Origin of the sequence: Serratia proteamaculans, from assembly GCF_946227095.1 — a bacterium.
GTDB lineage: Bacteria > Pseudomonadota > Gammaproteobacteria > Enterobacterales > Enterobacteriaceae > Serratia > Serratia proteamaculans_E.
On the sequence record NZ_CAMISV010000017.1, the window covers coordinates 78,477 to 91,457 of the forward strand.

A 12,981-nucleotide genomic window follows, 5' to 3' on the forward strand; every position below is an offset into this window, starting at 1 on the left:
AGCACGGCTCAGCAATAAGCTCGAAATGTGCGGTTCTGGCGGTAAATAGCGCCACAATTGAACTGTCGATAATTTCGGCATAACGCATAGTCTGGGTTTTATCTCCCGGGAAAAAATCATGACTGCGAGCAAGCCCAACGCCGTGGACTCAGCGCCAGCCCCCGCCACTCAGTGGCCGGCAATCATCAATGTGCTGTTCGCCGGCATTGCCGTTGCGTTGCACGTAGGTAAAGCGACCATTGCCTTGCCGGAACTGCAGCGCGAATTCGGCCGTTCGCTGGAGTCCCTGAGCTGGATTATTTCAGCCTTTCCGTTTATCGGCGTGTTCGGGGGCATCGCCGCCGGACAGCTGGTGCGCCGCTGGGGCGATCGACGCTTGCTGGGGCTGGGCTTGGTGATCGTCAGCGTCGCCAGCTTCGCCGGAGCGACTCAGCACGACTTCACCGGCTTGATCGTCACCCGCGTTATCGAAGGGATCGGCTTTGTCATTGTGGTAGTGGCTGCACCGACCGTGCTCACTCGGGTGGTGGCACCGCAACAACGTAATCTGGTGTTCAGCATCTGGAGCACCTTTATGCCGGCAGGCATGGCGATCTCCCTGTTCTTCGGCCCGCATTTCGCCGACTGGCAACAAAGCTGGATCGCCGGTGGTATCCTGACCCTGCTGGCAGCATTGTTGCTACCGTTCACCACGCCGCGCATTGTGACAACCGCCGTTGCGGCCACGACGGTGAAATTGCGTCAGGCGCTGGCCAGCATCCTGCGTGCCCGGCAACCGCTGCTGCTGGCCCTGATCTTCACCACCTATAACCTGCAGTTTTTCGCCGTGATGGCCTTTCTGCCGATATTCCTGATGCAGCGCATCGGACTGACACTGGCCGCGGCCGGCGGTGTCAGCGCAGCGGTGATTGCGGTCAATATTCTCGGCAATCTCTTCGCCGGTATATTGCTGTCGCGTGGCTTGCGTGCCCGTACCCTACTCGCCATTGCCAGCATGTTGATGGGACTGACCGGAGCCAGCGTCTTCCTTTCGGCCACACCGAATGCCATGCTGGTCCCACTGTGTTTATTGTTTAGCGGTATCGGCGGGATGCTGCCCGCCACCATTCTGGCAGCCACACCGGCGGCCGCACCTGAGCCCACGTTGATTCCCCTGAGTCTGGGGTTAGTGATGCAAGGCATTTATCTCGGTCAGGTGATCGGCCCGATTGTCTTGAGCACTCTGGTGGCCTATGCCGGGTGGACAGCGCCCTCCTTTATGGTGTTGGCCGCTGCGGTTCTGGGAAGCCTGTTGGCGTTAACGCTGACATCCGGGGGCAAAAATCCGCCAGGCAGCGCATGACTCATTACACCATGTATAAAATCAAATGACTCTGAGCCCATTTTTCTCTTCACGCAAAAGCATTATCGTTTCAGCCATACCAATAATGGCTATACAGAGAACAGATAATGGACAGAGTAAAAACGGTTATTGTTACTGGCGCATCCAGCGGGTTGGGGTTCGCTATTGCACAGGCTTACCTGGCACGCGGTTACAATGTGGTGGGGAATGCACGCTCGCTGGAGCGTTTGCAGGCGGCAGCAAACCAGCTCGGTAATCCTAAAAACCTGCTGCTGGTTCCTGGTGATATTGCCCAGCCGGAAACCGCAACTCGTCTGTTCGAACAAGCGGAAGAAAACTTTGGCCAGGTCGATATTCTGATCAACAACGCGGGGATTTTCCTGTCCAAACCGGTGACAGACTATACGGAGGAAGATGTCGACGCGATGCTGGCCACCAACCTGAAAGGTTTCTTTTATCCCTCACAGGCCGCCGCCCGTCACATGATGCCGCATGGCTCCGGGCATATTGTCACCATCACTGCCGCCATCGCCATGCAGCCGATCAGCAAGGTCCCTCCTGTGCTGCCGATTATGGTCAAAGGGGGGCTAAATCAAGCCACCCGTGGGCTGGCACTGGAAATGGCACCGCATAATGTGATGGTCAACGCCGTCGCGCCCGGCATCATTGCCACCCCAATGAACAATCAGGATGAGCAAAGCCTGGCGTTTATGAAGCAGATGGCACCGACCCAGCGCATTGGTCAACCGCAGGATATCGTCGATGCGGTGCTGTACCTGACGGATTCCAACTTTGTCACCGGCACCATCGTCACCGTTGACGGCGGCACTACCGCCGGCGTCTGGTAATCAAGGAGAACCTGCAATGCCTTATGTAAATATTAAAGTCACCGACGAAGGGGTCACGGCGGAGCACAAGCGCCAGTTGATCGAAGGCGTCACCGAGTTGCTAGAACGCGTACTGAACAAGCCTCGCCATGCGACCTTTGTAGTGATTGACGAAGTCGCTACCGACAACTGGGGCATCGGCGGTGAAACCGTCACTGCCCTGCGAACCAGGGAGCGGGCTGCGATTAAGCGATAACACTCCCCGTTTATTGCCCCCTCAATCCCCCCACCTTGACCATGCAACCCGAATCTGAAAATGGGATTGGATTCGTCAGGCGCGGGGGATTTTGTACGACTTCCCGGCTTAAATATCCCTACAAAATAAAACATTATTAATAAGTTTTATTAATTGTTCGCGCATAAAATCCGCTACCTGTTACGCGTTTGTGATGATAGGGTTTGTTCTTCAAGAAGTGTCAATGTCAGTGAATACTGGCCTTGGCAGGCAAAATCTATCATCAGAGGGACGGGTATGATGTCTAAGGGTATTTCAAAGGGATTCTTTATTCTGATCCTTTTTATAGTGACCGCGGCTTTTTTGGACGTATTGGGTCCCTATTACTCGTCAGTGTTGTGGGCCATCATCCTGGCGGTGATTTTCCATCCGGTGAAACAAAAACTTAAGCAGTATCTGGGCGACCGCAATGGCCTGGTGTCGCTTTTGACGGTCGCAGTGATCTGTCTGATTGTATTTACCCCGTTGGCTATCATCGCTTCTTCATTGGCGATTGAGCTCAACGTCGTCTACACCAAGTTACAGGGTAACAATACCCAATTCCCGGTCATTCTGGCCGATACCCTCAAGTTGCTCCCCAGTTGGGCGCGTCATTTCCTGACTGAACACAACCTCGACAACGCAGCTGAGATACAAAAGAAACTTTCAGAAGTGGCGCTGCAGGGTGGGCAATACCTGGCCGGTAGCGTGTTCCTGATCGGCAAAGGCACGTTCAACTTTGCCGTTGGCTTTGGCGTGATGCTTTATCTGCTGTTCTTCCTGCTGAAAGATGGCCCTTATCTGGTTAATCTTACGCTCCAGGCGTTGCCGTTATCCGAACACGTTAAACATCATCTGTTTGTGAAGTTCGCGGCCGTTTCCCGCGCGACGGTGAAAGGCACGGTCGTGGTAGCGGTAGTGCAAGGCGCGCTCGGCGGCCTGGCGTTTTACTTCACCGGCATCGAGGGCAGCCTGCTGTGGGCCGCGTTGATGGCGTTCCTGTCGATCATCCCTGCCGTCGGTTCTGCCATTATCTGGGTCCCCGCCACCATCTATTTCTTCGCTACGGGGATGCTGTGGAAAGGCCTGTTCCTGGTGGGCTTCTTCGTGGTGATCATCGGTTTGGTCGACAACATCCTTCGTCCGCTGCTGGTGGGTAAAGACACCAAGATGCCGGATTATCTGATTCTGATTTCGACCCTGGGCGGCATGGAGATTTACGGCATTAATGGCTTCGTCATCGGCCCGCTTATCGCCGCCCTGTTCATCGCCTGCTGGAATATTCTTTCCGGCCGCGACAGCGCAGCAACCACCGATGAGATTGATGAAGATTTTATCGAGGAAGGCAAGAATCATCCTGACGCCACCAAGGTTGATTGAAACATTGCCCCTGTCGGGCTAGCTGTAAAACAGCAGTAAACAACGGGAGCCCTTCGGCTCCCGTTGTTGTTCAAATGCTTAAACACAATTACATGCTTTAACGATAGTTTCGTCATTCAACTACTGAGGGCGAAATTCGAGTACGGAATTTTTAAAAGCATCGTAAACCGCTTGTGACGGTGGCTTGGGAAAACGGGTATTTATGATTGCCTTTATAGCAGCCTGGCAAAGGGCAGGATCACCACTTTCAGGCCGGACAGCCAAAAGCATCCCATCTGGGGCAAACTTCATTCTGATAGTACATTGCTTGCCGGCATAGGCGTTGGCATCATAGAAATGGCTCTGAATCGCAGCGCGTACCTGCCCGGCATAGTTGCTGACCTCATCCCCTGCTGCGGGAGTTGCTTTGCCGTCAAGGGCAGCAAAAAGATCATCGACACCGTTTGCAGACGGCCCAGCGTTAGCCACAGCGTTCGTCTTGGTACAACCTGTCAGCCATAGTGAGACGACAATAAGCATTAATGCCGGCAGGTTTTTTTTAAATCCTGAATGAACGCTATTCATGATTCCCTTCTTTTAGAATAGTCACTGGAAAGAACAATAAAAAACGGGAACCATCAGGCTCCCGTTATCATTCAAGCGCAAAAACACAATTACATGTGTTTAACGATAGCGTCGCCAAACTCTGAACATTTCAGCAGTTTAGCGCCTTCCATCAGGCGTTCGAAGTCATAGGTCACGGTCTTGGCAGCGATTGCGCCTTCGGTGCCTTTAACAATCAGGTCAGCCGCTTCGAACCAGCCCATGTGACGCAGCAGTAGATTGCAGTATAGTTCATAACCAATTGAATATAATAATAAAAACTACATTTAATCTATGTGGTTGTATCATTTTAGGTAATTCGTAAGCCTTTGATTATAATTAATGTTTATCTGGTTTTGATAATTCCTTTACTGCTACTACGCTCACCGTCATGGGGGTAGCGCACAACGGTATACCAGCGGACAGAGAGGCTATCGAGGAAGTACTGCAGGAAACATGGAAAGTGCGGGTGACTGGTTTCATCGTAGAAATTTCGCTTAAAGCTCAACGATCGTTTTCAGCGATCAATCATGCACAAATCGATCGGCAATACCCATTTGCAACTCCAAGAAAATACACGCAACATTAACAATGGTTTACATATGGAGGTGTATCATGTCTGCATGCAACATGACGTTTTGCAGAACGTGCGGGTTATGGATAGCAGAAACCACCAGTTGGGCTAACGCCGAACCGGCCTACTGTGAGAAGTGCAAACCAGCATCGATTTTAAAGCGAGTGGTAACAAGAATCGGAAACCTTATCCGAGCGGTATTTATTGGTATTGTGAAAAAGCAACAGTAGAAACAGCAAGCCAGATTGATAAAAGAGGCGAATTAACCCGCCTCTTTTATTATTAGTTATCACGATAACATATACGCAATTAAGAATACGTCAGCGACAGAAGTTAATTGTAAATACCTGTGTAGATAATTGGTCCAACCTGCATTCATTAGCTTCAACCAACAGAGTCACCATACCCACAAGATCCGAAAATGAACCTACATTTATCCATCATGACCTGCATTACCCCCCATTAACAGTTTCAGGAATGTTCTGTGTCATCAGGTATACGACCGTTTTTTGATAAGCTTTCCCGCCAGCGGCCGCTTTCAGAAGCCCCTCGGGATACAAGCGTAAGAAATATCCCGATCGCTAACGGTATGATAAGAAGCATTGATTTTGTTGAAATTGCATACCCATAAATATAATTTTCCAGACTTACCGCAATTAGAGGAAAGATAAGGAACACAAGTGAAGCTTGAAAGGCAGTAGCTTTTTGCTGAAGTGCAAAGTAACACAGAATTCCAAAAACACCGGCAAATGCCCCGAGATACACTGTGGCTAATATTGAATTAACTGAAAAATTCGACAATAGCGGTCTTTCGAAAAGGTACCCTGCCATAGTCAGTATTAACCCAGCTAAAAAGCATGGGAGCGCGTTAAATGTTATAACAGAAACAGCAAAGCTTCTTTTCTTGCATTGAGTATATATTGTCGCATGTATAATCACGGCAAGAACAAGTGCAAGTATCCCCTGCCAGTGACTCTCTGAATTTGTATTCGTTTCATTTAGGAGAATCCCCATCAGTGCCACTATAGCAATAGCTAAGCCACCTATCTGTATAGTGTTTGTCTTTTCATTCAGGGACAATATAGATGCGATCAAAACTGCCACAGGCATATTCGCAAATATAATAGAGGCAAGTCCTGAGCTGACATAAGTTTCACCATAAATCATTAATGAGAAAGGAATTGCAAAATAGAAAATGCAGATCACCAACTGAAACAATCGCTGTCCGGGCGGAAATAATAGAGGTGTTTTCTTAAGCCATGCAATACTGATTAAAAAAGGTGCTGCAAACATAAACCTCATCCCCGTTGCAAATACAGGAGGAATTGTTTCAGCGGCAATCCGCATCGCCAGCCACGTCGTACCCCAGGTCAATGCAACCAGTAAAAATAATATTGACACTGTTACTTTACGCATAATGCTCCCTCAGGCAAAGAAACTAATGTAACTTTTCAAAAGGAGAAAAATATTGTTTTCTTTATTGTTTTTTTATACGTTTAGAGAAGATTTTTCTATGTCACAAGGATGGACTTATGCTGGACAAGAAAGACAAGGAACTACTAAAACTGTTGCAATGCGACTGTACCCTGAGTCTGCAGGACCTGGCAGAGGCTGTCAATTTAACACCTAATCCATGTTGGAAACGCATAAAACGTCTTGAGGACGAAGGGTTCATTATTGGTCGGGTTGCCCTGCTGAGTAAGATCAAGCTTAATTTATCGCTTACAGCCTTTGTGATGATAAAAACCCGCAACCACAGCCATGAATGGTATAAGGACTTTGTTTCACAGGTCGATGATATGGTTGAAGTGATCTCCCTTTTTCGTACCACGGGAGAATATGATTATCTCCTACAGGTGGTAGTTTCAGATATGAAGGGTTACGATGATTTCTATAAAAAACTAGTAAGGTTAGTTAATGAATTAAGTGATGTCACATCCAGTTTCTCCATGGAGGAAATAAAATACACCACTCAAATTCCATTACCAGGTTAACTGTTTCGTTATTTATTTTTAATGTCAGTTGCCATAAAACAAGCGTTTTATGGCAACCATCCTCTGACATTCGCGATCTGAATAGCGTTAATCGAAATAGCCAATACCATCGGATTTCTTTTTCCTCTTCGCGCCTTTACTGCCGGTAGGTGGTTTAATATCTGTTGCCAGGTTAAACGCCATCGCCAGGCCTGAGCTGCTCAAAGAGAACGCCAGGGACTCGATTAACCAGGTGCGATCCTCTTCCTCACCAAATCCCGCCGTTGTTATCCGGCTTTCGGCCGTCAACGGCACATACTGCGGCCGGCCCGGGCCGCTTAGCGTCATTCGCCTTTCGTTCCGGTTGGCCTGCGTCATTTTTGATTTGGCGCTGCTGTCCGCCTGGGCTTTGCTCGGCTGCGTGAAGGGGTTGGACTGGTCAGGCCCATCATGCTCCAGCGATTGCGTTTTAGTTCTACCATCAGCGGGGTCGAAATAGGCAACGCTCACTTTGCCCTTTTTGCCCTTACCGTCTGCCGTCTTCGCCGGCTTTCCCGTTGTGGCCCCGCGCTGGCCATCTGAATAGCTCCACGAGGATAGCGCCTCCCGGGTTATCGTTACGTTACTGAGGGCGCCACCGCTGGCGGTGGTCGCCTCCCCCTGCTCCAGGAACAACCAATAACCACCGGCGGCCTTGCTTACCGCGTTATGCGCACGCGCCAGGCGGGTCATCAGCGCCGCGTCGGACTCTCTCACCTGGTCAATGTGTTCTATCGCGATGCCGGCCAGCTGCGTGGCTATTTTGGGGATGAGGCCGTTATCGGTTGCCACCGTTTTCACAATGTCCCCCAGCGTCACGCCGTCCCAGCTGCGGCTTTTCTGGCTCTGCACATCACCTGGCTGTTTTTGCGCGTTCATTGGGGCCGATGTGGCGTAAAGCTGGATCTTGCGCGGTGGCCCGCTACTGGCGCGGCCAGACACCACAAACCAGCCCTTATCGACCAGTTGGCCATTAAAGCCCAGGGCAACGCTCAGGCGGGCGCCTTTGGACGGGAGTTTTAGCGTTTCCGACAGGAGGGTAATTTGCAGTTCATCAGTTTTGCCCGTGGCGCCGCCGTTGTCCGTTAAGCTGAGATCCACCAGGTTTTCACGAATGATCGCGGTTATATCCCGCCCCTCCGCAATAATGCGGAATTCTGGCCGGAATTCGGCCGGCTGTTTTTGTTGCATCGGTTAATCCCATAGCTGGATCGGTGATTCAGGCGTTGGCGTCTCTATGTCCGGCAAGGTAATGATTAACCCTGCCGGATAAACAGCCCCCAGCGCCGCCAGTTCGCGATTAGCGCCTAAAACCGTTACAACGGTCTGCGAAAGGTTCTCCGTGCCGTAGTGGGCCGCGCAGACGGCATCCAGCACGTCACCCTCACGGGTTAGATAGGTCATCGGCATAATGTTTTATCGTGATCGAGTAGGTTTTCTTGCGGGGGGCGCCACCCGGTAAAAACAGCGGCGTTGTGTCGGAAAATTCGGTAACAACCCACCAGCCCAGCACATCGCCGGCGCTGCTCACCAATTGCTGAGGCTCGGCTTTGTCGGCCAGATCATAAAGCGCATCGATGCCGGCCACACCGTTCCGAAACTGAGAATGCGCTTCCCCGTCCATTTTGACCGTCCTGGCGGATTTCCCTGTGTACTGCAGCAAGTCCTGTTTGCCGATCCGCTCCTGTTCACTCCAGCGCCAACTTGCCTCCCGCGTCAGTTGGTTATAGGTCGCCGTGTCGATAGAAAACTCAAAGTTGCCGAGCATCATCATAATGCTGGCGCTGTCCGCCGGCCGTCGTGCATCGTAGGCGCCCGTGATTGTACCGATAATGTCCACCATTACCAGACCTCCGCAGGGTCATGCATTGCGTTGTTACCGTTAAATACATCCAGGTTTTTCATTGACGTTACGGCGCTATCCGCCACCGCCTGCGGGTCCTGGCCTGGCTGAGCGATCACCGTCATATTGACCTGCTGCCGGCGATTGTCCGTAACCGGCGCTTTCTCACTGCTACCCGAGCCGCTAATACTCCCTATCATTTCTGAGAATTTACTTAATACCGGATCACCTGCACCGTTATCGGCGGTCTTGCTGTAAATATCATCGATACCCTTATCAAAGGCTTTATTGTCCTGAAATAACCACCCTTGCGAATCGGTATTAGCTTTAACCGCCTCTTTTAATAAGTTGGGATTAGCCTGCAATTGTTTATCAAACCACTCCCCCAAACCGCTTCTTTCTGCCGTTTGTCGGGCTATGTCCGTTGAACCTGTACGGCCCAGCGAACGCAATACATCTTTTTTATCCTCATTTTCATCAGGGACGAATTTAGATAAAAATCGGGCAACGCTCATGGCTACTTTGCTAAATGTGATTAGACCATTACCAAATTCAATTAACGCAGGGATCCAGGATTCTCTAATGGTGGAGGCGATAACCTCAATACCTCCATTTTTAAACCAGTCGGATAACTCGTCCGCCAATTCTGTCACCATCGGCGCCAGGTCGTTACCTAACTTGCCGGCGATTTCTTCAACAGAGGATCCCCAGACCGTGCGCAAGTTATTGAAAGCAATGTTGCCACGAATGGCCCCATCAGCGCCCTCCTTCGTCACAAGGTTGTATCGTTTCTGCTGATCCATCATCTCCTTGTAACTTTTGCCGGTCAGGCGCATGTAGGTCAGGATTTTATTGGCTTCCCCCCCCATCAGCATATCGACCGCGGACGCCGCCTCCTGCTCGTCTTTATGCGTCAGCGCACGCCCTATTATTTTTTCAAACATCTGCTCATTGTTCATGCCGGCCAAATCGCCGGCACCGAACCCCAGCATTTTAAAAGCATCATTGAGGGAGCTTTGTTCCCCGGTCGCTTTATACTCGCCGACCTTGTTTTTTAACTCTTCCAGCAAGTCGCCAAAATTTTCACCATTCAGCCCCATCTGCTGCGCATAACTATCCCAGGCGTTATAGGTTTCAACCCCCACCCCATAGGTGCGGGCCTTACCTACAGATTCAGCCGTTTTTGCATTCATACTGACAGGGGTCATTACGGCACCAATGCCGGCGCCAATTAAACCGCCTATTGCGGCAACCCCTAACCCCGTTCCGACCGTCCGGCCCAGACGCCCGCCGAGCTGCCCTACTTTTCCCCAGCGCTCGCGGCGCCGCTCCAGTCGCTCGGCCAGTTTTAAATTGCGATTCAGTTCCTCCTGCTCATCATTGGCCCGCTTGATGGCGCGGCCCACTTTGTCGTATTGCAACTTTAATTCATTAATGTTTTTCCCTTCATTTTTCGCCTTTAAAATTGCTTCCCGCAATTTCTTTTGCTGCGCGGTCAATTTTCCCGATTGTTGGGTAACGGTTTTTAAGCCTTTATTTAATCCGGCTGTAGATTGTCCCCAGCTTGAGTCGATATTGCCGCCAAAATTAATGGAAGCATTCATTTTCTGGCTAATGCTTGTCATTTATATGCTCCAATTCAATTTCTATAAATTGACAAAACACTGAGAATGGCATGGTTAACCAGTCTGCCATTGTGTAATGCAATCGACGGCCCATAAGCCTTAACGCTTTTTGGATTTCGCTTTCTGTCGCTCGTCCGGTGGCAGCAAAAAACGGTTAAATACAGCCTCCAACTGCGCATAGTCTGCGGCTGTCAATGAATACACATCCTCTATATTCATATCGCAAAGGTTCGCCATCATTCCCGCGTCTTTTTCGACTGCGTTCCCAGGGTTTTTAGAATAATCGAGGCGGTCCCTTAACAACGGCTCACGCATATAGACGCTTGTTAATTGACTGCCATCCTTCAACGTTAGCGGGGTGAAAAATTTAATTTCTTCTTTCTGACCTGGGTAATTCATATAAAGCTCCAATAAAAAAGCGGCCCGTGGGCCGCTTGATAGCAAGGGTGATTAAGGATTAAAGGCGGATTTTGGCGGCGATGCCGCGCAACTGATCTACGCCATTCACACGGCGAATAAAGCGCTCCGTGTCGATTTCGAACAGCTCGCGGCCTTCAAACGTTTGTTTGTAGTAATTGATCGCGATTTCGACCGTGGTGGCCTTTTCTGACAGTGCCTGGTTATCGCGGGCATCCGGCGTAATTTTCGAGACAAATCCCTCTATCTCGTCAATCGAACCCAGCGCCCGGCCGTTACTGAGATAGCCCTCGTAGGCCGCAAAGCGATTGCGATTACCCGTCACAAAACCAAATCGGGTCAGCATATCCGTATCGATGCCGTAAAACTTGATCTGGCAGATTAACGCTTCCATGCCGTCGTCCATCGGCGTGGGGGCATCCTGCGCGCCGGTGCGCAGGTCTGTTTTAACGATCGACAGCTCCGGCGGCGTGTACTCATGCGCGCCCTGGATACGAAAACCGCCGGCGAAAAATGTCCAGGCTCTTACCGTTGCTTTATCGCTCATACCGTCCCCAGCTCCTCTACTGCATATTGGTTGTTAATGCGAACCCGCATCGTGATCCGTTCAGTGGGTGATTTCGGCCCAAAGTCATAATCGATATAGACCTCACCGGCCGCCAGCGTTTCGGCGGTGTTCAGTTCCTCATCCAGCCAGGCGCGCCCGCCAAAAATGGCTTTGAGCTTGGTCAGCGTGCGCATATAGGAGTTAATCGTGCCCAGGATGTCATCGATGTTCTCCAGGTCGAGCGGCCGATCGACGTACAGCAAGGCCGTCTCCTGGATGCTGTCCTCGATAACGTCTGCAGTACGGCGCACTGATTCAAACTGCCATTGCGGATCCTGGATACACAGGCGGTTGCCCCAATGCCGAAAACCATCACGGCGGATAATGGTCGTGACGTTTTCCATGTTCAATAAGTTGGCCTGGCAGTTACGATCGCCGAGGATAAACTCGTCCACTTGTTCAACGCCGAGGATGTTCGCGATCGCCTGATTGGACTTGCTCCACCACCAGCCCTTTTCTAAGTCAATCCGCGCGCGCAGGCCGGCAGCCGACGCGGAATAAGGGCGAAAGGTGATTTCACCGTTGGCTTTCACTTTCGAGACGCGCGGGCGTAACAGTTCCACCCGGGCGCCATACATTTGGCGGCGGGTCACAACCTCCTGAGCCGTGGCCATCGATTCACAATCAACATAAGTCACCGCGCGCAATTTGTTTGCGGCCGTTTCCAGCGCCTTCCCGATCGCATCGTCTTCACTGAAACCCGGAGCAATCAAAATGCGCGGCCGGTAACTGGTGACAGATTCGCTTAATGACCAGGCAGCCATAGCGGCGATAAGACTGGCCCGCACGTCGGGATCCACCGAAAACGTCTGCTCTGTGAGCAATTTCGCCCCGCCTTCGGTCGTTAACTTCACACCCTTCTCCGTACTGAGTACGGCAGCGGCTTTACCTTCCGCTTTATCCGCCGCACGCACGACGATGATCAACGCGTTCGTTTGGTCGGTGATGTCCGTGATCGCCTCGCCCAGGGTGCCACCAGCGCCGAGGGCGCTTAATTGGGTGCCGCCAATCACGGCCACCGGCGTATTCAGCGGAAACGGCTCATCGGTCCCGCCGGCTAACAGGGCTGTGAATGGCGCCACAATCCCCGGGGCCGTGGTTTCAACGGCAATGATTTTGCTATCGGCCACGGCTTTCACCGCTGCAGCCACCTCGCCAGCGGTCGCGGTTATCACGCCCTCAGTATCTGCGCCCAGGATGATCGACAGCACCCCGGCCGCGTAACTGGCCGAGGTTTTCGCCTCTGCAGCGCCGGCAACCGCCTTAACGCTGTATTGATTGCCCAGGCGCCCCGGCTCCAAGGCGTTAAACGTCAGTTCATTATCCAGTAACGGGGTGCCCGTGGTCCGGCTTGCTGCCGTCCCTTTAGACGCGTTTGGCGCCGTACCCACCAGCCCGATAATCGCGGTCTGAATGGTTGTCACGGCTACCGAGCCGATATTCAGCTCTATTGTTTCCACACCATGTAAATCTGCCATTGTTATCTCCAGGCATAAAA

14 protein-coding genes and 1 pseudogene are annotated in these 12,981 nt (G+C 51.4%); 5 read left to right on the forward strand and 10 right to left on the reverse strand.

The window, feature by feature from the left end; genetic code table 11:
- Nucleotides 1-118: 118 nt before the first annotated feature.
- The 4 genes from OC597_RS24275 to OC597_RS24290 all read left to right on the forward strand — a co-directional run bounded on the left by OC597_RS24275 (nt 119) and on the right by OC597_RS24290 (nt 3,823).
- On the forward strand, nt 119-1,342 hold the full coding sequence (locus OC597_RS24275; protein ID WP_262210815.1) for an MFS transporter: 1,224 nt from the start codon (nt 119-121) through the stop codon (nt 1,340-1,342).
- A gap of 107 nt (nt 1,343-1,449) precedes the next feature.
- A complete protein-coding gene (locus tag OC597_RS24280) occupies nt 1,450-2,190 on the forward strand; it encodes an SDR family NAD(P)-dependent oxidoreductase (RefSeq protein ID WP_262210818.1) in 741 nt (246 codons plus the stop codon).
- A 16-nt stretch (nt 2,191-2,206) separates the two neighbouring features.
- Nucleotides 2,207-2,425 carry a tautomerase family protein gene (locus tag OC597_RS24285; RefSeq protein ID WP_261255532.1) on the forward strand — a complete coding sequence of 73 codons (219 nt, stop codon included), beginning with the start codon at nt 2,207-2,209 and terminating at the stop codon, nt 2,423-2,425.
- Nucleotides 2,426-2,701: 276 nt separating this feature from the next.
- A complete protein-coding gene (locus tag OC597_RS24290; protein ID WP_261284382.1) occupies nt 2,702-3,823 on the forward strand; it encodes an AI-2E family transporter in 1,122 nt (373 codons plus the stop codon).
- 120 nt (nt 3,824-3,943) lie between these two features.
- Here OC597_RS24290 and tolA read toward each other — a convergent pair whose 3' ends face one another.
- The 3 genes and pseudogenes from tolA to OC597_RS24305 all read right to left on the reverse strand — a co-directional run bounded on the left by tolA (nt 3,944) and on the right by OC597_RS24305 (nt 6,395).
- A complete protein-coding gene (gene tolA, locus OC597_RS26675) occupies nt 3,944-4,387 on the reverse strand; it encodes a cell envelope integrity protein TolA (RefSeq protein WP_409977209.1) in 444 nt (147 codons plus the stop codon).
- Between the two features lie 89 nt (nt 4,388-4,476).
- Nucleotides 4,477-4,641 (reverse strand): annotated as a pseudogene (locus OC597_RS24300) (NADP-dependent isocitrate dehydrogenase); the annotation flags it as partial.
- Nucleotides 4,642-5,450: 809 nt separating this feature from the next.
- Nucleotides 5,451-6,395 carry a DMT family transporter gene (locus tag OC597_RS24305; RefSeq protein ID WP_012006469.1) on the reverse strand — a complete coding sequence of 315 codons (945 nt, stop codon included), beginning with the start codon at nt 6,393-6,395 and terminating at the stop codon, nt 5,451-5,453.
- Between the two features lie 116 nt (nt 6,396-6,511).
- Here OC597_RS24305 and OC597_RS24310 point away from each other — a divergent pair, with 116 nt between their 5' ends.
- Nucleotides 6,512-6,973 (forward strand): Lrp/AsnC family transcriptional regulator, encoded by a 462-nt coding sequence (locus OC597_RS24310; RefSeq protein WP_262210821.1) that lies wholly within the window; start codon nt 6,512-6,514, stop codon nt 6,971-6,973.
- Between the two features lie 87 nt (nt 6,974-7,060).
- Here OC597_RS24310 and OC597_RS24315 read toward each other — a convergent pair whose 3' ends face one another.
- The 7 genes from OC597_RS24315 to OC597_RS24345 all read right to left on the reverse strand — a co-directional run bounded on the left by OC597_RS24315 (nt 7,061) and on the right by OC597_RS24345 (nt 12,961).
- Nucleotides 7,061-8,182: a contractile injection system protein, VgrG/Pvc8 family gene (locus OC597_RS24315; RefSeq protein ID WP_012006467.1), complete on the reverse strand. Its 1,122-nt coding sequence runs from the start codon at nt 8,180-8,182 to the stop codon at nt 7,061-7,063.
- Between the two features lie 3 nt (nt 8,183-8,185).
- Nucleotides 8,186-8,401 (reverse strand): tail protein X, encoded by a 216-nt coding sequence (locus tag OC597_RS24320; RefSeq protein WP_041418928.1) that lies wholly within the window; start codon nt 8,399-8,401, stop codon nt 8,186-8,188.
- Nucleotides 8,376-8,834, reverse strand: coding sequence for a phage tail protein (locus tag OC597_RS24325; RefSeq protein WP_012006466.1), 459 nt, complete (start codon nt 8,832-8,834; stop codon nt 8,376-8,378). The genes OC597_RS24320 and OC597_RS24325 overlap by 26 nt, the downstream gene beginning before the upstream one ends.
- Nucleotides 8,834-10,459 (reverse strand): hypothetical protein, encoded by a 1,626-nt coding sequence (locus OC597_RS24330; protein WP_262210825.1) that lies wholly within the window; start codon nt 10,457-10,459, stop codon nt 8,834-8,836. The genes OC597_RS24325 and OC597_RS24330 overlap by 1 nt, the downstream gene beginning before the upstream one ends.
- Nucleotides 10,460-10,558: 99 nt before the next feature.
- Nucleotides 10,559-10,858, reverse strand: a complete 300-nt coding sequence (locus tag OC597_RS24335) for a phage tail assembly protein (RefSeq protein ID WP_262210827.1) — start codon at nt 10,856-10,858, stop codon at nt 10,559-10,561.
- A gap of 58 nt (nt 10,859-10,916) precedes the next feature.
- Nucleotides 10,917-11,423 (reverse strand): phage major tail tube protein, encoded by a 507-nt coding sequence (locus OC597_RS24340; RefSeq protein ID WP_262210829.1) that lies wholly within the window; start codon nt 11,421-11,423, stop codon nt 10,917-10,919.
- Entirely contained in the window at nt 11,420-12,961 is a 1,542-nt protein-coding gene (locus OC597_RS24345; protein ID WP_262210830.1) for a phage tail sheath C-terminal domain-containing protein, read from the reverse strand. Before OC597_RS24345 ends, OC597_RS24340 begins: the two co-directional genes overlap by 4 nt.
- Between the last annotated feature and the right edge of the window lie 20 nt (nt 12,962-12,981).